At 56.3% G+C, this 22928-nt stretch carries 21 protein-coding genes and 1 tRNA gene; 2 read left to right on the top strand and 20 right to left on the bottom strand.

The window, feature by feature from the left end; translation table 11 throughout:
- A complete protein-coding gene (pta, locus tag D777_RS05105) occupies nucleotides 1-2154 on the top strand; it encodes a phosphate acetyltransferase (RefSeq protein WP_036129321.1) in 2154 nt (717 codons plus the stop codon).
- A gap of 20 nt (nucleotides 2155-2174) precedes the next feature.
- Here the strand turns inward: pta and der are convergent, their stop codons facing one another.
- From der to trmJ, 13 genes are all read right to left on the bottom strand, one after another.
- Nucleotides 2175-3596, bottom strand: a complete 1422-nt coding sequence (gene der, locus D777_RS05110) for a ribosome biogenesis GTPase Der (protein WP_036129323.1) — start codon at nucleotides 3594-3596, stop codon at nucleotides 2175-2177.
- A gap of 57 nt (nucleotides 3597-3653) precedes the next feature.
- Complete coding sequence (gene bamB / locus D777_RS05115) at nucleotides 3654-4805, bottom strand: outer membrane protein assembly factor BamB (protein WP_406564762.1); 1152 nt, start codon at nucleotides 4803-4805, stop codon at nucleotides 3654-3656.
- 20 nt (nucleotides 4806-4825) lie between these two features.
- Complete coding sequence (locus tag D777_RS05120) at nucleotides 4826-5479, bottom strand: YfgM family protein (RefSeq protein WP_036129326.1); 654 nt, start codon at nucleotides 5477-5479, stop codon at nucleotides 4826-4828.
- Nucleotides 5480-5520: 41 nt separating this feature from the next.
- Nucleotides 5521-6801 (bottom strand): histidine--tRNA ligase, encoded by a 1281-nt coding sequence (gene hisS, locus D777_RS05125; protein WP_081849467.1) that lies wholly within the window; start codon nucleotides 6799-6801, stop codon nucleotides 5521-5523.
- A gap of 52 nt (nucleotides 6802-6853) precedes the next feature.
- Nucleotides 6854-7972, bottom strand: coding sequence for a flavodoxin-dependent (E)-4-hydroxy-3-methylbut-2-enyl-diphosphate synthase (gene ispG, locus D777_RS05130; RefSeq protein WP_036129330.1), 1119 nt, complete (start codon nucleotides 7970-7972; stop codon nucleotides 6854-6856).
- A gap of 36 nt (nucleotides 7973-8008) precedes the next feature.
- A complete protein-coding gene (locus D777_RS05135; RefSeq protein WP_036129331.1) occupies nucleotides 8009-9025 on the bottom strand; it encodes a RodZ domain-containing protein in 1017 nt (338 codons plus the stop codon).
- Nucleotides 9015-9821, bottom strand: coding sequence for a type IV pilus biogenesis/stability protein PilW (gene pilW, locus D777_RS05140; RefSeq protein ID WP_051668943.1), 807 nt, complete (start codon nucleotides 9819-9821; stop codon nucleotides 9015-9017). Before pilW ends, D777_RS05135 begins: the two co-directional genes overlap by 11 nt.
- A 38-nt stretch (nucleotides 9822-9859) precedes the next feature.
- Nucleotides 9860-10972 (bottom strand): 23S rRNA (adenine(2503)-C(2))-methyltransferase RlmN, encoded by a 1113-nt coding sequence (gene rlmN / locus D777_RS05145; RefSeq protein ID WP_036129333.1) that lies wholly within the window; start codon nucleotides 10970-10972, stop codon nucleotides 9860-9862.
- Between the two features lie 62 nt (nucleotides 10973-11034).
- The gene (gene ndk / locus D777_RS05150; protein ID WP_036129335.1) at nucleotides 11035-11463 is read right to left on the bottom strand and encodes a nucleoside-diphosphate kinase; all 429 of its coding nucleotides are present in this window, start codon (nucleotides 11461-11463) and stop codon (nucleotides 11035-11037) included.
- Nucleotides 11464-11532: 69 nt separating this feature from the next.
- The gene (locus tag D777_RS05155) at nucleotides 11533-12681 is read right to left on the bottom strand and encodes an IscS subfamily cysteine desulfurase (protein WP_036129337.1); all 1149 of its coding nucleotides are present in this window, start codon (nucleotides 12679-12681) and stop codon (nucleotides 11533-11535) included.
- Between the two features lie 19 nt (nucleotides 12682-12700).
- The gene (iscR, locus tag D777_RS05160; RefSeq protein ID WP_036129340.1) at nucleotides 12701-13201 is read right to left on the bottom strand and encodes a Fe-S cluster assembly transcriptional regulator IscR; all 501 of its coding nucleotides are present in this window, start codon (nucleotides 13199-13201) and stop codon (nucleotides 12701-12703) included.
- A gap of 77 nt (nucleotides 13202-13278) precedes the next feature.
- Nucleotides 13279-14055: a serine O-acetyltransferase gene (cysE, locus tag D777_RS05165; RefSeq protein ID WP_036129341.1), complete on the bottom strand. Its 777-nt coding sequence runs from the start codon at nucleotides 14053-14055 to the stop codon at nucleotides 13279-13281.
- Entirely contained in the window at nucleotides 14048-14911 is an 864-nt protein-coding gene (gene trmJ, locus D777_RS05170) for a tRNA (cytosine(32)/uridine(32)-2'-O)-methyltransferase TrmJ (RefSeq protein WP_051668944.1), read from the bottom strand. The genes cysE and trmJ overlap by 8 nt, the downstream gene beginning before the upstream one ends.
- 184 nt (nucleotides 14912-15095) lie before the next feature.
- Here trmJ and D777_RS05175 point away from each other — a divergent pair, with 184 nt between their 5' ends.
- Entirely contained in the window at nucleotides 15096-15896 is an 801-nt protein-coding gene (locus D777_RS05175) for an inositol monophosphatase family protein (protein ID WP_036129342.1), read from the top strand.
- A gap of 69 nt (nucleotides 15897-15965) precedes the next feature.
- On the opposite strand, the gene secF is transcribed toward D777_RS05175, so the two are convergent.
- From secF to flgL, 7 genes are all read right to left on the bottom strand, one after another.
- The gene (secF, locus tag D777_RS05180; protein WP_036129344.1) at nucleotides 15966-16919 is read right to left on the bottom strand and encodes a protein translocase subunit SecF; all 954 of its coding nucleotides are present in this window, start codon (nucleotides 16917-16919) and stop codon (nucleotides 15966-15968) included.
- The gene (secD, locus tag D777_RS05185) at nucleotides 16912-18786 is read right to left on the bottom strand and encodes a protein translocase subunit SecD (RefSeq protein ID WP_036129346.1); all 1875 of its coding nucleotides are present in this window, start codon (nucleotides 18784-18786) and stop codon (nucleotides 16912-16914) included. The genes secF and secD overlap by 8 nt, the downstream gene beginning before the upstream one ends.
- A gap of 82 nt (nucleotides 18787-18868) precedes the next feature.
- Entirely contained in the window at nucleotides 18869-19231 is a 363-nt protein-coding gene (yajC, locus tag D777_RS05190; protein ID WP_036129348.1) for a preprotein translocase subunit YajC, read from the bottom strand.
- A gap of 29 nt (nucleotides 19232-19260) precedes the next feature.
- Nucleotides 19261-20382: a tRNA guanosine(34) transglycosylase Tgt gene (gene tgt / locus D777_RS05195; protein ID WP_036129615.1), complete on the bottom strand. Its 1122-nt coding sequence runs from the start codon at nucleotides 20380-20382 to the stop codon at nucleotides 19261-19263.
- Between the two features lie 14 nt (nucleotides 20383-20396).
- The gene (queA, locus tag D777_RS05200) at nucleotides 20397-21500 is read right to left on the bottom strand and encodes a tRNA preQ1(34) S-adenosylmethionine ribosyltransferase-isomerase QueA (protein ID WP_036129349.1); all 1104 of its coding nucleotides are present in this window, start codon (nucleotides 21498-21500) and stop codon (nucleotides 20397-20399) included.
- A 31-nt stretch (nucleotides 21501-21531) separates the two neighbouring features.
- Nucleotides 21532-21618 (bottom strand) — tRNA-Leu (locus tag D777_RS05205).
- 82 nt (nucleotides 21619-21700) lie between these two features.
- Nucleotides 21701-22924: a flagellar hook-associated protein FlgL gene (gene flgL / locus D777_RS05210; RefSeq protein WP_036129351.1), complete on the bottom strand. Its 1224-nt coding sequence runs from the start codon at nucleotides 22922-22924 to the stop codon at nucleotides 21701-21703.
- Nucleotides 22925-22928 lie beyond the last annotated feature (4 nt).

A 22928-nucleotide genomic window follows, 5' to 3' on the forward strand; every position in this document is an offset into this window, starting at 1 on the left:
ATGGCTAAAAGTCTTTTTATTGCCCCTACCTCCATTGACTCCGGTCTGACTTCCGTCTGCCTCGGACTGTTGAGGGCCCTTGAGCGGGTCGGCGTGAGCGTTGGTTTTTACAAACCGTTCTGTCAGTCAGTCCACCATGGCGAGCATCTCCACAATGACGGGAAAGATTCGTCCACTGAGTTCATCCGGGCCAGCAGCCATCTCACGCCGCCAACGCCGATTCCCCTCAAAGAAGCTCAGCATCAGCTCAACCGTGGCAAAACCGACCTGCTGATGGAAAACATTGTTGGGGAATACCAGGCGGTCGCACGCGACGTCGATGTGGTCATCATTGAAGGCCTGGTGCCGGATCGCAGTGAGGCCTATATCGCTCGCCTGAACGTCGAAGTCTCGCGCAACCTGGGCTCCGAGGTCATTCTCGTTGCGCCACCCAAGAATCGCGCACCAGCAGATCTCGACGAGGAGCTTGAATTCTCCGCCAGACTGTTCGCCAATCCATCAGACCCTGACGTCATCGCGGTTATCCTCAATAAAGTGGGAGAACCCGAATCATCGGGCCTTTCAGCACCCACCATCAATGATAAAGATACGCAAACACCGGACTACAGTAAGCGCTGCAGCGTATTCTCCAGTCAGAGATTCAGGTTATTGGCGACGATTCCCTGGCAACCGGATCTGTTGGCGCCCCGGGTTTCAGACGTCGCCCGAGAGCTTGAGATGAGAGTGCTGAATGAGGGCCAAATGCACACCCGAAGGATTCAGCGGGTATCGGTTTGCGCCAGGACGATCCGCAATATGACGGACACCCTCAGGCCCGGCACACTCATGGTCACACCGGGTGACCGGGACGATATCATCGTGGCAACCGCTGTTGCCGCACTGAACGGCGTTCCCCTGGCTGGCCTGCTGCTCACCGGCGGTCTGATGCCGGACCCCAAGGTAACTGATCTCTGCCGCAGTGCACTTGGCACCGGGTTGCCCGTGCTGTTCTCGGATAACAATACCTATGAAACGGCTTACCTCCTCGGCAACCTCTCCAGCGCCATACCCACCGATGACCCGGAAAGGATAGAAAAAGCGATGGAGGCAGTGGCGACCCGGATTGATACAGACTGGCTCCAGGAACACCTGAAAGTCCAACGGCAGAGCCGGTTATCGCCACCGGCCTTTCGATACCAGCTATCCGAGCGCTCAAGAGCGGCCAACAAGCGCATCGTCCTTCCCGAAGGATGTGAACCCAGAACGGTGCATGCCGCGATTATCTGCCATGACCGCGGTCTTGCCCGTTGTGTTCTGCTGGGTGACAAAAACGAAGTTGAGCGCGTTGCCTCTTCCCAAGGACTCGAACTTCCCGACGATATTGAAATCATTGATCCGGCCGCGGTTCGCCGCAACTACGTCACCCCAATGGTCGAGCTGCGTAAACACAAGGGGCTGGCACCCGACATGGCAGAAGCCATGCTTGAAGACAACGTTGTACTGGGCACCATGATGGTCGCCCTCGATGAAGCCGATGGCCTGGTTTCCGGTGCCATCCACACGACCGCAAACACCGTCCGGCCGGCGTTGCAGCTGATCAAGACACATGATCAGGCGCGGGTTGTCTCCTCGGTGTTTTTCATGTTGTTACCGCAGCAGGTGGTGGTCTATGGCGACTGCGCGATCAATCCCGATCCCGACGCGGAGGAACTGGCTGACATCGCCATTCAAAGCGCCCAGTCTGCTGAGGCGTTCGGGATCGACCCGGTCGTAGCAATGATCAGCTACAGTACCGGCGAATCAGGAAGTGGACAGGACGTGGACAAGGTTCGGGAAGCAACACGGATTGCGAGGGCCAGACGCCCCGACCTGCTGATTGATGGTCCGCTTCAATATGATGCTGCCGCCATCGAAAGCGTTGCCAAAAGCAAGGCGCCGGAGAGTAAGGTCGCTGGGCGGGCCACGGTCTTCGTATTCCCGGATCTGAACACTGGCAACACCACTTACAAGGCCGTGCAACGAAGCGCCAACGTGGTGAGTATCGGCCCAATGCTTCAAGGTCTGAGGAAGCCGGTAAACGATCTATCCAGGGGCGCCCTGGTAGAGGATATCGTGTTCACTATCGCCCTGACTGCCGTTCAGGCGCGCCAGGTGGAGGCTGCGGGGCTGAGCTGATACAGCCCCGTTTTGCAAAATCAGCGTTTGATGCTTTTCTGGCGGGTCTTCTTGATGCGCCGACCTTTCTTCAGGTCATTGTCTTTTTTGACTTTCTGACGGGGCGTCAGACGGTCAACCTTGCCGGCAAACGGGTTTTCTCCGCCTTTGAATTCGAAGCGGATCGGTGAACCGTTGACCTTGAGGACCTTACGGAACGTATTTTCAAGGTATCGCTTGTAAGCGCCTGGCAGGGACTCAACCTGGTTGCCGTGAACCACGATAACCGGAGGATTGGAACCACCCTGATGGGCGTAGCGCAACTTGATACGCCGGCCCTGAACCATCGGTGGCTGGTGCTGGGCAACGGCGTCCTGGAGAATGGCCGTGAGGCGGTTGGTTGGCCACTTTGCCATCGCCGACTCGTAGCAATCCTGCACCGAATCATACATAACGCCCACGCCGGAGCCGTGCAACGCGGAAATGTAGTGCTTGTCCGCATAATCGAGAAAGTCCAGGCGACGCTGAACCTGCTCCTTCACCCGCGCCCTCTCCTCCGGATCCATCCCATCCCATTTATTGACAGCAATGACCAGAGAACGCCCGGCATCAAGCACAAAGCCAATGAGGTGCAGATCCTGGTCCACCAATCCCTCTCTGGCATCGATAACCAGAATCACAACATGCGCATCATCAATGGCCTGCAGTGTTTTGATGATCGAGAATTTTTCGACGACTTCACGCACGTTTTTGCGACGGCGCACACCCGCTGTATCAATCAGGGTGTATTCCTTTCCCTGCCTTTCATAGGGAATATACACGCTGTCCCGGGTGGTGCCCGGCATGTCATAGACGACAACCCGTTCCTCGCCCAGCATCCGGTTTACCAGGGTAGATTTGCCGACATTCGGCCGACCCACCACACCGATGCGGATACCCGGATAGCGCTCGGCACGGTCCTCTTCTTCCCGCTCCTCTTCTGAAGGTAACAACGACTCCAGCAGGGACCGAATGCCGCGGTTGTGAGAAGCCGCGATCAGGAAGGTGGAATCAAATCCTAGGCTGTAAAAATCGGAGGCTGCAATATCCGGATCCTGGCCATCGGTCTTGTTCACGACCAGGTGGGCTTTCTTACCCGAGCGGCGAAGGTGATCCGCGATCAGCTCATCGCCGGCGGTGAGGCCCGCGCGACCATCAACGAGGAAAAGTACGATATCAGCCTCTTCCACCGCCTGCAGGGACTGGCGTGCCATTTCGGCATCAATACCCAGTTCGTCGCCGGTCAGACCACCGGTATCAATAACAATAAAGCGCTGACCCTCGTAGTTGCCCTCGCCATACTTCCGGTCCCGGGTCAGGCCCGGAAAATCCGCCACCAGCGCATCCCGGGAACGGGTCATCTGGTTAAAGAGCGTCGACTTACCCACATTCGGGCGGCCAACAAGAGCAATTACTGGGGTCATAAATGTGTCACTACGCAAAAGAAGGAGGCCACCCCGACGGCTGCCGGGGTAGAAAAATCACTCAACCGGACGGATCTTGTAGACCGCCATGTCGCCGCTGTTTCCAAAAACCAGCAGGTTACCATCGCTAAGGCGCTGCAAAGGTACGCGAATACCCTCATCGTCGAACTCCATCTGGCCCACCAGACGACCGTCCTCGCGAGAGAGAATGTGGAGGTAACCCTCAAAATCACCAACCACCAGGTAGTCTTCATACACCATGGGCTGGGTTGGCTGGCGCCATGCCAAACGATCCTGAGTCCACAGTTCCCGGCGATCCGACCCCTGCAGAGCGGTTATGTCTCCGTTCGCTTCGGCCAGGTAGATGCTGCCATCGCCCACCATCGGGGACTGAAGGCTTGATGCCTTGCGACTCCAGATCTCCTGACCGGTGCGAATATCCACCAGTGCCAGTTTGCCGTGGTAACCGACGACCAGCATGGCGGAATCAAGTACCAGCGGTTCACCACTGACATCTACCAACCGGTCCAATTCCGTCCGCCCTTGTGGCTGACCTACCTCATATTGCCAAACCGGCTGACCGGATTCCGTAGAAATCGCGATCAGACGGCCGTTGGAAAACGAGGCAACCACAAGATCGCCGCCGACAAGGGGGGCTGCAGCAGCCCGCATTGACAAAACCGGCACAACGCCGTCGTATTGCCAGAGCTTCTCACCATCGGTTGCGTCAAAGGCAAGGACCCGACCATCGGTAGTCTGTGCTACGACCAAACGACCATTGGAGCGAGGCGCAGACAGCACTTCCGTGGGCAGAGCGGCCCGCCATAATTCACTACCATCCGCCCTTGAGAGCGCAACCAGGTCCGCCTCACGGGTGGTCAGGTACAGCTGGTCAGCATCGCCACCGACTCCGGAAAAAATCCGGTCTTCGAGTTCAACTTCCCAGAGAGTATCGCCATTCTCGCGCTTAACAGCCACCAGCTCGCCATCGGCAGACGCTGCGTAGAGCATATCGCCGGCATTGAGAGGGGCCAGGTACAGGAACTCATCATCATGCCCGTCACCGACAGACATACTCCAAACCTGGTCAAACTCTGCGGATTCCTCAATATCCGGAACCGGCGCCGGTTGCTCAAACGTATCGGTGGTGCTGCAACCCGACAAGCCCATCGCGATGACAAGGCCACTGCTCAGGCAAGCACGAACCATCCTGTTGCGCGACAGACGCATCAGGCGTCCTCCCCGACGCCCAGGTCAGACAGTTTCAGGTCCAGGATTCCGCTGCGTCCCTGCTGACTGGATTCCCGCGCGGCCAGGTAGGCTTCCCGTGCACCATCCTGATCACCCTGGGCCAGCAGTATATCGCCCTTCAGTTCTGAGAAGATTGCATTGAAACTGTCTGCGTCGCCTGCCGAATCAATGGTCGCCAAAGCTTCATCGTACTTTTGCGCCGTAAACTGGGCGCGCGCCAGACGGTTACGAACCACGAGCGAAAGCGCCTTGTGCTCGCCAGCCTTGGCCAGTGCCCATTCCAGTGACGCAATGGCGTCTTCTGCCTGACCGGCTTCCAACTGTTGACGGGCAAGAATCAGGTTACCGTAGATCGCATAGGCACTATCGGTATATTCGTCACGGAGGGTACCGGCAACATACTCGACTGTATCAGCGCTGGTTTCATCCGCCTGATCACTGAATGCATTCAGCAGATTGGCGAACTCGTTGGCCGCTTCGGTGCGCTGTTGGGCCTGGTGGTCTTGCCAGCCCTGCCAGCCAAACACGATAGCCAGTGCAGCACCAACACCGATCAACAGAGAATTCCCGTTATTTTTCCACCAGTCCTTGATTGCCTGGACCTGTTCTTCTTCGGTGCGCATCTCCGCCATGGTGACTCCTGTAGTCGAATCTTTTTCTTTTATTTCGGTAATCAGTGATTTAGGGCATCGGCGAGAACTGACGCAAGGTCAGCCTGCGCCACTTCCTGCTGGGCTTCGTCAGCACGCAGAGGTTTAACGCCTGCTGTGCCCTGCTCAATTTCGTTTTCGCCCAGAATAACGGCATAGCGCGCGCCACTCCGGTCGGCTTTCTTCATCTGACTCTTGAAGCTGCCGCCGCCGCAGTGCGTGACAATAACACGACCGGGCAATTCGGAACGCAAATTTTCCGCCAGGGCCATTGCAGAGGCAACTGCCTTGTCCCCCATCGCCGTCACGTAAATATCAGCATCGTTGTTTACGCTTCCGGGGATCAGATCGAGTGTCTCAAGCAGAAGGATAAGCCGCTCGACACCCATGGCGAAACCAACGGCTTTGGTTGGCTTTCCGCCTAGCTGCTGAACCAGCCCATCGTAACGTCCGCCCGCACAAACCGTGCCCTGGGCCCCGAGGCTATCGGTAATCCATTCGAAGACGGTCTTGCCGTAATAGTCCAGCCCACGGACCAGGGCCGGATTTACGGTGTAGTCCACACCGGCAGCATCCAGTAGCGCCTTGAGCTGGTCGAAATGCTCTTTCGATTCATCATCCAGGTAGTCATCCAGACTCGGAGCATTTTCGAGAATTTTGCGGGTGCCTTGATCTTTGCTGTCCAGGATTCGCAGCGGATTGGTTTCCAGGCGGCGTTTGCTGTCAGCATCGAGGTCATCTTTGAACGCACCCAGGTATTCCACCAGTGCCTGGCGGTAGACCTTGCGCGCTTCGGATGTACCAATGGAATTGATCTCCAGCCGAGTATGTTCGACCAGTCCCAGCGCTTTCCAGAGGCGGGACGTCAATATCAGCAGTTCCGCGTCGATATCCGGACCATCGATGCCGAAGCACTCCACACCAATCTGATGAAACTGCCTGTAGCGCCCTTTCTGGGGCCGCTCATGACGAAACATCGGGCCCGTGTACCAGAGGCGACGGGTTTGATTGAAGAGCAGACCGTGCTCTTCGGCGGCGCGAACGCATCCCGCTGTTCCTTCGGGGCGAAGGGTGAGACTGTCCCCGTTACGATCCTCGAAGGTGTACATTTCTTTTTCAACAATGTCCGTCACCTCACCGATTGAACGTTTGAACAGGTCTGTCTGTTCAACGATGGGCATACGGATTTCCTGATAACCGTACTGAGCCAGAACGCCCCGCACGGTACTTTCGAGATACTGCCAAACCGGCGTCTGCTCCGGGAGAATGTCATTCATCCCGCGAATTGCCTGAATCTTTGCCAACTTAAACCCTTAAACGTCTGTCTGTAATTAGAATCGGAACCGTGACCGCCAGTCAGTCTTCGGAACGGGCGATAATCGCCTCTTCCTGCTCTTTGCGTTTGCTCACCTCTTCCCGGATCAGACGCTCCAGATCATCGGTCAGGGTTGCATTGTCGAGCTTCTGATTCGGCTTGCCATGCATATAGAAGAGATTCTTCGGGCTTCCGCCGGTCAGGCCGATATCGGCCTCTTTCGCTTCACCGGGGCCATTTACAATGCAGCCGATGATTGCCACGTCCATTGAGGTATTAACGTCCTCAAGACGGGCCTCGAGATCATTCATGGTCTGGATGACATCGAAATTCTGACGGGAGCAGCTCGGGCAGGCAATAAAGTTGATACCACGGCTACGCAGCCGCAAGCTCTTGAGGATATCAAAGCCAACCTTGATCTCCTGCACCGGATCAGCCGCCAGAGAGACACGGATGGTATCACCGATGCCATCCATGAGAAGCATGCCGAGACCGATGGAGGACTTGACGGTGCCAGAGCGGAAACCACCGGCTTCGGTAATACCCAGGTGCAGGGGCTGCTCGATCTGGGAGGCAATCTTGCGGTAGGCCGCCACCGTCATGAACACTTCGGATGCCTTAAGGCTGACTTTGAAGTCCTGGAAATCATGGCGATCAAGAATGTCGATGTGACGCATCGCCGACTCGACCAGGGCTTCCGGTGTCGGCTCGCCATACTTGCGCTGAAGGCTTTTCTCCAGCGAACCGGCATTCACCCCGATCCGGATCGGGATGTTGCGATCCCTGGCAGCATTAATAACGGCGCTGACCCGGTCGTCACGGCCAATATTGCCGGGGTTGATGCGAAGACAGTCAACACCAAGTTCGGCAACACGCAGCGCAATCTTGTAGTCGAAGTGGATATCCGCAACCAGCGGGAGAGAAACCTGCTGCCGGATCTTTCCGAAAGCCTCGGCTGCATCCATGTCGGGCACAGACACCCGCACGATATCCGCACCAGCGTCCTGAATAGCCTTGATCTGGGCAACGGTTGCTTCAACATCGCAGGTGTTGGTATTCGTCATACTCTGGACTGCGATAGGGGCATCACCGCCGACGGGTACATTGCCAACCATGATCTGGCGGGACTTGCGTCTGGTGATCGGGGATTCGTGTTTCATGTGTTACAGACCAATATCGATAAATTCGTCGGAAATTCAGATTGTCAGGGTAAATTCTGACCGGTTTCGATCAACCGGGTAGTCGCTCATGTTGAGAGGCTCGCCCTGGAAGCGGATCGTTCTCACGGCATCGACCGCTCCGATAACGACGGACAGCGGAGCCTCACCAGTCACATCAATCGTGTCACCCTCGCGTTTCAACGAGTTGACCAACCGGTTTCCCGCAGCATCGCTCACACGCACCCAACAATCGGCCGCAAAGGTAATCTGGAGCCTTCCATTGGTATCGGAAACCGGCTCTGCCGCTGTCACTTCAGCGTCAGCAAAAGCCTCCTCAGCAGGCACATCAGAACCCTCTACCGCTATATCCTCCGGTACGGTGGCTTCCGGCGCGACGCTATCACTTGCCTCAGCGATCGCTGTTACAGTGTCGGGTGCATCACCCTGAACGCCGTCAGCCTCGGCGGTTTCTTCCGGCATGGCTAGCCCGGCCTCTGACGGGGCAACCACCGGCGTATCCTGCTCAGAATTCGACACAAGATCACTTGCGCCATTATCCGTCGGCGCCGAAGAGGATGACGCACTCTCTTCAGTGGCGCTCGTTGCGTTATCGGGCGCCCCGCTGAACGGCTGGGACGGAAGCACGAAATAGACGACGATCCAGGCAACGATGGCGGCAGCAACCAGGAATAACACGCCCTTGGCCAACCGACGCTTGCGACTGCGGCGGCGCTCTATATCCACCAGCGGGTTTGCCTCAAATTCCTGCTTGCGTTGCTCCCTAAGGGGTTCGAGTTCTTTATCAAGATCGGCGATGATCGAGTCGGCATCGAGTCCAACCTGTCCCGCAAAAGCCCTGACATAGCCCTTGAGAAAAAGTTCGCTGTCGATCTTGCTGTAATCGCCGGCCTCTATCGCCTCTATGACAACGGTCCGCAAATGCTGGGCATTGGCGATATCGCTAACATCGAGCCCCCGCGCTTCTCGAGCTTTCTTCAGTTGTGTACCGACGGGATTGCTATTTACAGGCTGGGGTGTTTCTTCATTGGCCATTAGAAATCAGCACCTTATATTGTTGGTATTCGTCTGACTCCGGATAATTGTTCCTGAGCTGTAACGCCAGGCTGGCTTCCTGGTCGCGGCTTCCCAGATGGTGGGCAATGCGAATACCTGTCCACAGGCTTTCTGCAGAATGACGCATCCGGGTATTACGCTGCATCATGGAAGTGAGACGGCTGAAATACCGGCTGGCTGCACTGTAGCGCTCCTGCTCGACCAACACTCTGGACAAAGCGAGCAGCGGCCGCGCATCGCCTCGGGAGAGATCTATGGCACGCCGATAGGCTACTTCGGCTTCGTCCAGCGCTCCCAAGCGCTCCCGGGTCATACCCAGGTTGAAAAAGACCGATCCCCGGTCCGGGTATTCCGTGTCTTTCGATGCAGCGTCAAATTGTGCACTCGCATCCTCAAATCGATCCTGTCCAAACAGAAACGCGCCATAGTAGACACGACCACGGGTGTAACCACTGTCACTGGAGATGGCTCGCCGGAAGTTTTTCTCTGCAAGCTCCGGCTCGCCCTCTGCGTTGTATACCAGTCCCATCGCACTGAGCGCAGCAGCATTGTCGCTATCCAGCTCCAGGGCACGATCTAGGTGGTGACGGGCACGATCCAGGTTCCCCTGCCCGATGTAAGCCGTACCCAGCCGGACATAGTTGTCAATCGCTTCCTGCCGGTCGGCTTCCTTGGCAAAACGACTGTCGGTGGTGGTAACGCACCCGGCGACCAACAAGACGGCAAACAGGCATGCCGTCGCAGAGAAAAACCTGTTTGTCGTTTTGAACGTCACAGCTGTGCAATCCTCGCTAACTGTTGGATGGTTCCGTTTCAGGGATTAACCTGCTGTACCTGGATATAGCGCTGGCTGCGGCGGGTCCTGTCCTCAACCCGACCAACGAGCTGGCCACAGGCCGCGTCGATATCGTCACCGCGCGTGGTGCGGATTGTGGCGATATAACCAAGCTCATTCAGCACCGTCTGGAAACGGCGGGTCGCATTTTTGCTCGGGCGCCGGAAATCGCTCTCCGGGAATGGATTGAAGGGAATCAGGTTGATCTTGCACGGCAATCCACGAAGCAGTTCCGCCAATTGGCGCGCATGCTCGGGTTGATCATTCATGCCTTCAATCACGGTGTATTCGATGGTCGCCTTGCGCTTATCCGGCAAGCCGGCCAGATAACGTTTTGTCGCCGCCAGAAGCTCCGCGATGGGATACTTCTTGTTGAGCGGAACCAGCTTGTTCCGCAATTCATCATTGGGCGCGTGTAGCGAAATGGCCAGTGAAACATCGGTAACTTCGCCCAGGCGATCCAGTGCCGGTACAACACCTGAGGTACTCAGGGTCACTCGACGCTTGGAAATGCCGTACGCCAGATCTTCCATCATGAGATTCATGGCATCGACGACATTGTCGAAGTTCAGCAGTGGTTCGCCCATGCCCATCATCACAACGTTGGTAATTGGTCTGTCCGGCCCCGGCTCAAACGGCATAAAGGCTTTTCGCGCCACCCACACCTGACCAATAATCTCTGCCGCAGTCAGGTTGCGATTGAAACCGCGCTTGCCGGTGGAACAGAACGTGCAGTCGAGACTGCAACCAATCTGTGACGACACACAGAGCGTTCCGCGCTCGCCATCGGGGATGAGGACGGTTTCAACACTGTTCCCGTTGTCCATCCGCATTACCCATTTTCGGGTGCCATCTTTTGAGGTTTCATCATAGATGACCTCCGGGCCACGCACCTCGGCTTGCAGCTTGAGCTTCTCCCGAAGGGACTTGCTCATATTGGTCATTTGATCGAAGTCATCAACCCCGCGCTGGTGAATCCATTGCAGGACCTGCTGAGCGCGGAAGCGCTTTTCGCCCAGGGACTCGAAATACGCCTCAAGCTTGGCTTTGGGCATCCCCAGCAAATTGACTCGTTCAGCAGCAGCTGTCATTACATAACCTCGATCAGATAACCAATCCGGGGACGACCGTTCAGGTCGCCCCGGCAACGACATCAGCCCCGCGGGCAGATTTCATTGTCGTTAAAGAAATACGCAATTTCACGCTCGGCAGAAGCCGCAGAATCAGAACCGTGAACAGCGTTTGCATCGATGGAAGAGGCGAAATCTGCACGGATTGTGCCCGCGTCCGCTTCTTTCGGGTTGGTAGCACCCATCAGATCACGGTTCTTCAGGATAGCGCCTTCGCCTTCCAGAACCTGAACAACAACGGGACCAGAGGTCATGAACGCAACCAGATCGTTGAAGAACGGACGCTCTTTGTGCTCTGCGTAAAAGCCTTCAGCCTGCTCCTGCGTCAGGTGCATCATCTTGGCAGCAACAATGTTCAGGCCAGCCTTCTCGAAACGGCTGTAGATTTCGCCGATCACATTCTTGGCTACTGCGTCGGGCTTGATAATCGAGAGCGTGCGCTCGTTTGCCATGGTCTTTCTCCATTTGAGTTTGGGTTAAAAATTCCGGCCTGCGATTATACGCAGTCCTGCGCCAACTGCCTACCGCACCCCGCGAAGGCGGGTAACAACATCAACAATTTGCGAACTGGCGAATTCAATCTCCTCGGGAGACGTGAACCGGCCAAAGGAAAAGCGCAACGCCCGGTGAGCCTGTTCGTCGCTCAGACCAATTCCGCGAAGCACATAGGAAGGCTCAATGGTCGCAGAGGCGCAGGCAGACCCCGAAGACACCGCGAGATCTCTCAGGCCCAGCATCAGGGATTCCGCCTCAACGCCGTCGAACGACAGGTTCACGATTCCAGGGACACGCTGGCTATCAGTGCCATTCAGCGTAACACCGCCCAGCCCTTGCAGCCCTTCGAGGAAGGAACTGCGAAGCCCCTCCAAAACCTCCACTTCTGATTCAAGCTGCTCCTGAGCAATAGCAAACGCCTTGCCCATGCCCACAATCTGGTGAGTCGGCAAGGTACCCGAGCGCATACCGCGCTCATGCCCGCCGCCATGGATCTGGGCCTCTATTTTCACATCCGGCGAGCGGCGCACATAAAGCGCACCGACGCCTTTCGGGCCATATACTTTATGACCGGACAAGGCCATGAGATCCACCGGCATTGAGTTAACATCCACCGTCATCTTGCCCGCAGCCTGAGCCGCATCAACGTGGAACAGCACCCCGCGTTTCCTGAGCATGGCACCAATCGCCGCAACATCATTGATGCAACCCAGCTCATTATTGACCAGCATAAGGCTGACCAACACGGTATTGTCCTTTAACGCCTGCTCGACCTGACCGACACCAATCCGACCGGCAGCATCCGGCTGTAGCCAGGTGACTTCGACACCCTGCTGCTCCAGCCATTTGCAGGCATCGAGAACAGCCTTGTGCTCGATCATGGACGTAATAATGTGCGCGTTCGAACGCCCCGCGACCGCGCCCTTGATAGCCAGGTTATCGGATTCCGTGGCTCCGGATGTCCAAACGATTTCTCTCGGATCGGCATGAATCAGGTTAGCGACCTGCTTCCTGGCAGACTCCACCGCGGACTCCGCCTGCCAGCCAAATACGTGGGAACGGGATGCGGGATTGCCAAAGACGCCATCCAGGGTCAGATACTTGACCATGTCATCGGCAACGGACGGATCAACGGGCGTCGTAGCCGCGTAATCCAGATAAACGGGCTTTTTCATGGGCGTTAAGGAACTATATTCAGGCCGGCGCCTGGTCTGACAGGCGTTCGGTATTTATGGTTTCAGAGTCGGCATCAGGAGACTGACGGCGATTCTGCCGATCAGCTACACTGCGGATTTCCCGCTTCCTCATCAGATCTCCGAGGCTTATTTCGCTCAGGAACTGATGAATCTGATCACTCAGGTCCGACCAGAGATGGTGAGTCAGGCATTTTTCACCATTCTGGCAATCACCCTTGTTACCACAGCGGGTCGTATCGAGCGATTCGCTCACCGCGTCAACGACCTCAGCAACGTAGACATCGTCTGCTCCGCGACTCAGACGGTAACCACCGCCCGGGCCACGAATACTCTCGACGAGTTTTTGCCTGCGTAACCGTGAAAAGAGTTGTTCCAGGTAGGACAACGAGATCTCCTGACGAGCCGAAATATCGGCGAGACTGACCGGCCCCTGATCTCCATGGAGAGCAAGATCCAGCATTGCCGTCACTGCGTATCGGCCTTTGGTGGTCAGTTTCATAGCGTCAGCCCCGGGAAGGGATTGAATCTCGGACAACAGGAGCGAGTATGTATTGACCCAGTATTTCAGTCAAGTATTCACCCCTGCTTCTCTTCTTCCGGGTCCCGCACGCAATCAAAATCTTCTTCATGCAAGGGCGGCAATTCGCCATTCTGGTATTCACTGTTCACCTTGCGGATCGCCTTGCACATGGAATCTATGCGGTCATCCACTGCATGCATATGGTCAAGCAGAGAGCGTACCGCCCTGGCCACGGGGTCAGGCATTTCCTCGGTCACCCCGTACGCATCGAAGCCCATGCGCTCTTCCATTTCCTTACGACGAACATCATCTTCTGTCTGGCGCTTCACGATAACGCGGCCAGGTATTCCAACCACCGTAGCGCCGGCCGGAACCGCTTTGGTCACAACGGAATTTGACCCCACCTTGGCCCCCTCTCCGACCTCAAACGGCCCGAGGATCTTGGCCCCGGCACCAACAACGACACCGTTTCCGATTGTTGGATGGCGCTTGCCCTTGTTCCAGCTGGTGCCCCCCAGCGTGACCCCCTGATACAGCGTTACGTCGTCTCCGATCACTGTGGTCTCCCCGATCACCACCCCCATACCGTGATCGATAAAGAAACGCCGCCCGATGGTTGCTCCGGGATGAATCTCAACCCCGGTAAGCCAGCGGGAAATGGTCGACACCGTGCGAGCCAGCCATTTCAGCCCGAGATTCCAAAGCCAGTGGGCGAACCGATGCAACAACAGTGCATGCAAACCGGGATAGTTGGTCAGAACCTCAAAGGTGTTCCGCGCTGCGGGATCCCGATGAAAAACACTACCGATGTCTTCCCTCAATCTTTCAAACATGCCCGTCTTCCTGTTTCGCGGCCTTTTTGTCGGCCTCGCTTTTACTCCCCATCCCCGTGGCTCCGACCGCTTTTTGTACGGCCGTCAGCACCCCCCGAAGGATATTGATCTCCATTTGATCCAGTCTGGCCCTCTGAAACAGGCGACGCAAACGGATCATTAACTGGCGCGGATTCTCTCTGCGATGAAAGTTTACATCGACCAACACCTGCTCCAGGTGCCCAAAGAAGCCTTCGACATCGCTCACCGGTGCAGGTGGTACGTCCCAACCTTCATCGCCAGGCTTGGTCATGGGCTTTAGGTAAGGGCTCTCTTCCCCACCTTCAAGTCCACGAAGGTGGTGCATGCGCAATTCGTAGCACATTACCTGAACGGCCATGGCCAGGTTCAGGGAGCTGTAATCCGGGTTCGACGGTATATGAATGTGGTAATGACAACGTTGCAGTTCATCATTGCTCAGACCATGATTCTCACGCCCAAACACCATTGCGACAGAACCGCCCGCAGCAGCTTCAGACGCCTTTTCGGCGGCATCAGGCGGCGGAATGACGGGCCAAGGCACCTTACGACCACGAGCACTGGTGCCCATCACCACCACACAGTCCGCAATAGCCTCGTCCAGGCTTGCCACAACCGTTGCCTTGTCAAGAACATCAGAGGCGCCGGCTGAACGGGCATAGGATGCCTCATCGGGAAAGGACGACGGATTCACCAACCATAGATTCCCAAGGCCCATATTCTTCATCGCGCGGGCAACGGCGCCGATGTTGCCCGAGTGAGAAGTTTCGACCAGAACAATTCGAATCTGATCCCCAAAGGTGTCGGTTTCATCCTGCGGTAATGCCGGCTTATGCATTGCTAAAAAATCCAGCCAAAGTGAGTAAGGGACGCAATGATAGCAGAAACCGGCACTTGCCTGCGCCTCCGGGGAACCCGCAACCCGGCATCATCCGTGCTATTGCTGAGTCAAAAAACATACAAGCCGGGTCATCTTTTGCTATCATACCCGGCCTTCACACACCCGGATAATGAACACTCAGATGCAACCAGCGATTAAAATGGCCCTGCGCGTTGCGCGTCAGGGATCGGATTACCTGAAAGCACATTTCGAACGCCAGGCCTCCAATGCGAACGATGAAGAAGAACGCCGTCGTCAGCTGGACCGGGTCGAGCAATCCATTTACGACAATTTCCTGGAGCAGCTCGAAAAGGCCTACAAGGATCATAGCATTGCGCCATTAAACGAAGCGGATGCCGGGAGCGACGAAAAGAGTTGGCATATTTTCCCGGTACTTGGTCGTGAAAACTTCCTGCGCGGCATCCCGGAATTCGCCCTTGCCCTGGCCCAGAAACGGAATAACCGGACAGAAAACCTGCTCGTGGTTAACCCGATTACCGGTGAAGAGTATTCTGCCAGCCGCGGTCATGGCGCTGCGCTCAACAGCCGCCGGGTGCGGACATCCGAAATCAAAGTGGCAGGTAATGCCGCCATTTCCAGCAACCTTCTGGACCAGGCCCGCAAGAGCGAAGATGCTCAACTCTGGGGTGAAATGGCGACAGTACTGGCGAAAAACGCAGCCATGTTCCGTACTTCAGGCTGTGTTGTACTCGATATTGCCCGGGTCGCATCCGGCACCCTGGACGCTGCCGTGATTTTCCGGCCCGAGGCGGCAGACCTGGACCTTGGCGTTACTCTCGCTATGGAATCCGGTGCCCTGACCGGCGATTTCTCCGGTAACCCGTCCGCCTCCGGCGCTCGACAATTGGTCGTGGCTAACCCGAAACTCTTCCGTGAAGTCCTCAAGGAACTTCATCCGTTCCGGGGCCGTCTGCCGCGCTAAACAGTTTAGCCGGCCAAAAAAAACCGCCAACCCTCACGGGCCGGCGGTTTTTTTACGCCTTGCGAATACTCACATCCGGTTGAGCCATTCTGGCGGCTGCTCTTCTTCCTCTGCCCCCACTGCCCCTTCCTTGGACGGCAGCATCAGGTCCTCACGTGATACACCAAAGGCGATCAGCAGGTTGGCCGACACGTAGATCGAGGAATAGGTACCCACAACCACACCAATGATCAAAGCCAGCGAGAAGTTGTTAATGGCTTCCCCGCCGAACAGGTAAAGGGCAACAAGCACGACCAGCGTGGTACCTGAGGTATTGATGGTACGGCTGATAGTTTGGTGAATAGAGGTATTGATAATTTCCCAGGAATCCCCTACCCGCATTTTACGGAAGTTCTCACGAATCCGGTCAGCGACAACAATGGTGTCGTTCAGCGAATACCCGATAACGGCAAGTAATGCCGCCAGCACGGTCAGATCGAAGGTCCACTGGAACAGCGCAAACACACCAAGAACGATAATGACATCGTGCGCCAGAGGCAGCACTGACGCGATACCGAACTTGAACTGGAAACGCATTCCCACGTAGATAAGCACAACAGCCAGCGCCAGAAGCAGACCCAGGCCACTGTCTTCGCGAAGCTCCTCGCCAACCTGGGAGCCGATAAACTCAGAACTTATCAACTCCAGTTCTTCACCACTGGCCGACAGGGCCTCAGTAACGGATTCCGCAAGCTTGTCATTGCCAGCTTCCGCCAGTCGAACCAGGACCGTGGTATCTGCACCAAAATTCTGAACAACAAATTGTTCGTAACCCGCGTCGCTCAATGTGGTCCGGATCTCGTCCAGAGACGGAGCCTCGGCGTATTCAAATTCCACCGAAGTGCCTCCGGTGAAATCCATACCAAGATTCAGACCACGAACCGCCAGCAGAACCACAGAGGCAACCAGCAACGTAATCGAGAGCACGGAAGCGACCTTCCGAAGCCCCATAAAATCAAACGGCTTCTTCTCTTGCTCAGACATTTGCCAGTTTTCCTCCGATCGACAGTTTCTCGATTTTGCGACCGCCATAGACAAGGTTCACGATGCTGCGGCTGACCATGAGTCCCGAGAACATCGAGGTCAGGATACCCAGGCACAGGGTTACGGCGAAGCCTTTCACCGGACCTGAGCCCATGGCAAACAGAATCACTGCGACCAGCAGTGTCGTGATATTGGCATCAAAAATGGAAACGAACGCCCTCGAATAGCCGGAATTGATGGCTGACTGGGGCGGCACGCCCGCTCGGAGTTCTTCCCGGATACGCTCGAAAATAAGTACGTTTGCATCCACCGCCATGCCGACGGTCAGCACGATCCCCGCAATACCTGGCAGAGTCAGCGTTGCCGAGAGAATCGACATACACGCAACCAGAAGCATCAGATTCAGGGTCAGCGACACGTTGGCAATAAGACCGAAGCCACGGTAATACACGAGCATGTAGGCGAGTACGAGCGCAAAGCCCAGCGCCACAGACATCATCCCTGCATCAATATTCTGCTGCCCCAGGCTCGGACCGATTGTTCGCTCCTGCACAAAGTACATGGGGGCGGCAAGCGCACCGGCACGAAGCAGCAGCGCAAGCTCGGCAGCTTCAGGAATAGAATCGAGGCCGGTGATACGGAAACTGCTACCCAACGCAGACTGAACGGTGGCGAGGCTGATAATGCCCTTTTCCACCACACGCTTCTCTACCGTCGTCATTTCACCATCGACCATGCGATCTTCAGTGTCGGTACGGAACTCGATAAACAGCACGGCCATTCGACGCCCGATCGCATTGCGGGTTGCCCGGTTCATCTGATCGCCACCGACGGAGTCCATGGTGATATTGACCTGGGGCTGGCCGTTTTCATCGAATGCCTGCTGCGCATTGGACACGTTGTTACCGGTCGTGATGATGTCTTTTTCAAGGCGCGCGGTGCGCTGAGGGTTATCCCGGAAACCGAATGTTTCGACTTCGCCCGCCGACGCGTCCTGACGGGCCTCCATACGGAACTCGAGGTTCGCCGTCGCACCAAGCACACGCTTCGCCTGAGCTGTATCCTGAACGCCCGGAAGCTCAACGATAATGCGGTCCGCGCCCTGGCGCTGAACCAACGGTTCGGCAACACCAAGCTCGTTCACGCGGTTACGGATGGTGGTCAGGTTCTGCTCCAGGGCATATTCCTGAATCGACTTAACTTCGGCTTCGGAGAGTGACAGCACGATCTGGCGCACGTCCTCAACCGTCCGCTCATCCATCAAAAACTGGTTGTACTGACCGCGGATCAGATCAAAGGCTTCTGCCCTTGCATCCTCATCCCGGAAACTCAGCACGATTTCACGCTGGCCCTCCACATCGCCACCACGGTAACGAATACGCTCTTCACGAAGGTCGCCCTTGATCTGGCTCGCCAACGCCTCAAGACGCTGATTCACCGCGGTATCCATATCGACTTCCAGCAGGAAGTGAACACCACCGCGCAAGTCGAGGCCGAGTTTCATCGGGCCGGCACCCAGGCTCTTGAGCCACTCTGGCGTGGACGGTGCCATGTTGAGGGCAACGAGATAATCACGACCGAGGGCGGATTGAACAACCGGGCGAGCCTGCAACTGATCGTCTGCGCTGGTGAGACGAATCAGTGCGTCACGATCCTGCAGGGTGCTGCTTTTTACGTTGATTCCCTCGGACTCAAGGGCTTTGACGGCGCGATCCAGCACACTGGCGTTGACCTCGGTGCTACTGCGCGCACCGGTAATCTGGATGGCGTAATCGTCGGGGAAGAGATTGGGCAAAGCATAGATAAACCCGATCACAAGCGCGACCAGGATAACCAGGTTTTTCCAGAGCGGGTACTTGTTAAGCATGGGATCCCTTTTAGCCAGCCCGCGAGCCGGCCTTGGTGTTTCTGCCAGAAAAAATCAGGCCGCCCTGTAGGCGGCCTCCGGCTCAGATGTCCTTCAAAGTGCCCTTTGGCAGGGCTGCTGCAACAGCAACTTTCTGAACTTTGACCTCAACATTGTCGGCAATTTCCACAACGATAAAGTCGTCAGTTACCTTGGTAATCTTGCCGGCAACACCACCGGAAGTGACTACCTCATCGCCCTTATTCAGGCCTGACATCAGAGCCTTATGCTCTTTGGCACGCTTGGATTGCGGACGCCAGATCAGGAAATAGAAAATGGCAATAAAGCCGGCAAAGAAGATCACCTGCCCCATAACACCCATGCCCTGTGCGGCCGGATCCTGCGCCATTGCCAGTGCAGGCATCATCGCCATCAGGCCGGTCAAGAGCATCTTGATAGATTTCATTCAGTTTCTCCGTAGTTAAAGCAATGTATTCAGGCTTCAGCGAGGGCCGGAACGCTCTCGCCTCGTAGCGCGTAGAACTCTGATACAAAGTCCGACAATGTACCTGCTTCAATGGCCCCACGCAATCCAGCCATCAGGTTCTGATAGAACCGCAGGTTATGAATTGTGTTGAGCTGGGAGCCTAGCATTTCTCCACACTTATCAAGGTGATGCAGATAGCTTTTCGAAAAGTTCTTACAGGTGTAGCAGTCGCAACGCTCGTCCAGCGGCCCGGTGTCATGACGGTTCTTGGCGTTCCGGATCTTTACGATACCCGTGGAGGTGAACAGATAGCCATTTCGGGCGTTACGGGTCGGCATGACGCAATCAAACATATCCACGCCACGACGAACGGCCTCGACAATATCCTCCGGGCGGCCAACACCCATCAGATATCGGGGACGATCTTCCGGCATCTTCGGTGGCAGATGGTCGAGAATCCGGATCATATCCTCTTTCGGTTCGCCGACCGACAAGCCACCAATCGCATAACCGTCAAAGCCAATCTCGGTCAGGCCTTCAAGGGAGCGATCGCGCAGGTGTTCATACATACCGCCCTGAACGATGCCAAACAACGCTGACGGGTTGCCCTCGTGCGCCGCTTTACTGCGCGCAGCCCAACGCAAGGACAGCTCCATGGAGTCCTTTGCCTGGCGCTCTGTGGCCGGATACGGCGTGCACTCGTCAAAAATCATGACGATGTCCGAGCCAAGGTCTCGCTGGACCTGCATCGCAATTTCCGGGGACAGCTCAACGGGAGAGCCATCCACCGGAGAACGGAATTTGACGCCCTCTTCGGTGATCTTGCGCATGTCGCCGAGGCTGAAGACCTGGAATCCGCCGGAGTCGGTCAGAATCGGCCCCTGCCACTGGGTGAAGTCATGCAGATCGCCGTGCGCCTTGACCACCTCCGTACCCGGACGGAGCATCAGGTGAAAGGTATTACCAAGAATGATCTCGGCACCGATTTCCTCGATATCCCTGGGCAGCATGCCCTTAACGGTACCGTAGGTGCCAACCGGCATGAAAGCTGGCGTTTCAACGGTTCCTCGGGGAAAGGTTAGCCGCCCGCGGCGGGCCCGACCGTCTTCGCCGAGTTTTTCAAAAGACATGAAACTGGTCTGGCTCACTCCGCCTCCCCATCACGCTGCGCACGTGATTCGTTAGTTGTTTCTGAAGCCCCCAGCAGCATTCCGCGACTGGGTTCCTGGCCGGTAATGAACATGGCATCGCCGTAACTGAAAAAGCGATACCGCTCGGCAACGGCTTCCCGGTATGCATTCATCACATGGTCGTAACCGGCAAAGGCGCTAACCAGCATGATCAGGGTCGATTCCGGCAGGTGGAAATTGGTGATCAGGGCGTCTACGGTCTGGAACCGGTACCCAGGATGAATAAAGATATCGGTCTCGCCCTGAAAAGTACGCAACTGCCCCCCACGGCTGGCAGATTCCAGCGACCGTACCGACGTTGTTCCGACCGCAACGACACGCCCTCCCCGCGACCTGGCACGCTCAACCGCATCCACGGTTTCCTGGGGAACCTGGACCACCTCGCTGTGCATAACGTGATCTTCGATCCGGTCAACACGAACTGGCTGGAATGTGCCAGCGCCGACGTGCAGAGTCACAAATGCGGTTTCAACACCCTTTTCGCGGAGAGTTGCAAGCATAGCCTCATCAAAATGAAGCCCCGCCGTTGGGGCAGCCACGGCTCCAGCCTCCCGGGCATAAACGGTTTGATATCGCTCGCGGTCACTGCTCTCGTCAGGACGATCGACGTAGGGAGGCAATGGCATGTGACCAATGCGCTCAAGTACATCGAGAACCGGCTCGGAAGACTCACAGAACAGATCGAAGAGCGCATCATGACGACCGGCCATTCGCATCACGGTGCCATCTTCCAGAATGACGGCCTGCCCTTCTTTCAAGGCTTTCGAGGCACGAACATGGGCCATAATCTCGTGCTCGCCGGTTACCCGCTCTACCAGTATTTCTACCTGCCCTCCGGTTTCCTTCTTGCCGAACAGGCGCGCAGGAATCACTCGCGTATCGTTGAATACGAGAAGGTCGCCGGGCTGAAGCAGGCCGGGCAGATCAGAGAACTGGCGGTGGCTGGTGGAACCAGAGAGGCCATCAAGGCAAAGCAGGCGAGAGGCAGTCCGATCTTTCAGAGGGTATCGGGCTATCAGTTCGTCCGGCAGATCAAAGTGAAAATCAGAGACGTTCATGGAGTGGGATTGTCATGACACCGCAGGAAAGTGGTAGCGGCGGGCGGACTCGAACCGCCACGGGTTTTACCCCAACGGATTTTGAATCCGTCGTGTCTACCAATTTCACCACGCCGCCATCGGAGAGTGTGGGGATTATACTGAGCCTGTCCGTGAAAGCAACAGGGTCAGCGGGCAGATCTGCCCGCCGCGTCAAATATTTACAACCTGTCGAACAGCGACAGTTGCGAAACCTGCGCAAAAGACTGCTGGGCGGCCTGAAGGACGAAACTCTGGAAGCTCAGATTACTGATGGCTTCGGCGTAATCCACATCCTGCAACTGGGAACGGATTTTATTGGTATAGACCGAAGAATCCTCAAGAAACGTCTTGGTGGATTCAACCGCATTCATCCGCCCGCCAAGCTCGGTCTGCTTCAGAACAATACTTTCCTGGGCATTGTCGAGATTGATCAGCGACTGGGCGATCAGATCGTCATAGGCTGAGTTGCCCTCCCCCGTTGATTTGTCCAGGGAGGTCAGCCCGGAGATGAGGTTTTCGATGCTTTTGAAAACCGACTGTTTGCCGTTCACATCCACTGTAAACTGATCCCCTGTGCCCGCCACCGCGCCGGTAATGGTCATCTCGATACCGGCAACAACAAATGGCTCTCCGCTCTCGTACACAGCGGGATCAACCGTCAGGACATCGCCCTGGGCATCGGTGGCCAGTATGTTACCGCCAGCCTGGACTTCGATGGTGATGTCATCCGGAAATGCATTGGGGTACTCGGCAGCGAGGTCGGCCTCACTGACCAACTTGACGCCGGAGATGTAGGCATCTGGCGTATTGATCGTTGTATGCTGAGCGGTGACGGCTTCCGGTACATCGACAAAAATCCCTTTACCGTGATCACTGATGGGCACGGTAACGCCATCATCAATCTCCAACACGCGCTGACCTTCATCTCCCTGGTATACCCAGCTACCAGAGGCGTCCTGTTTGAAGGCCTGGACCGAACCCTGGAACCCGCTAAAAATATACTCACCCGAGGCATCCCGGGTATTGGCAATGTCAGCCAACTGCCCAAGCCGTTCCTCCAGCTCTGACGCAATGGACTGCCGGTCATTCACCGAAAGCGCACCATTACCGGCCTGAACCGTAAGCTCACGAACCCGCTGAATGATGTCGGTTGCGCTCTGAAGGGCGCTTTCTTCTTGGCTCAGACGATTATCCGCAAGATCGACATTGCGTTGATAGGTTTCAACCCGCGCCAGCTCCTGATCCAGCTTGAGGATTCGGGCAGCGGCAACCGGATCATCCGACGGCTGGTTTACACGCTTACCCGTCGAGATCTGCTGCTGGGTATTGTTGAGGCTGGTATTCAGCTCCTGAAGACGATTGATACCGCCGGAAAAAATCTGTTGAGATGAAATTCGCATCATCACA

It is taken from the genome of Marinobacter nitratireducens, from assembly GCF_000708045.1.
Lineage (GTDB): Bacteria > Pseudomonadota > Gammaproteobacteria > Pseudomonadales > Oleiphilaceae > Marinobacter > Marinobacter nitratireducens.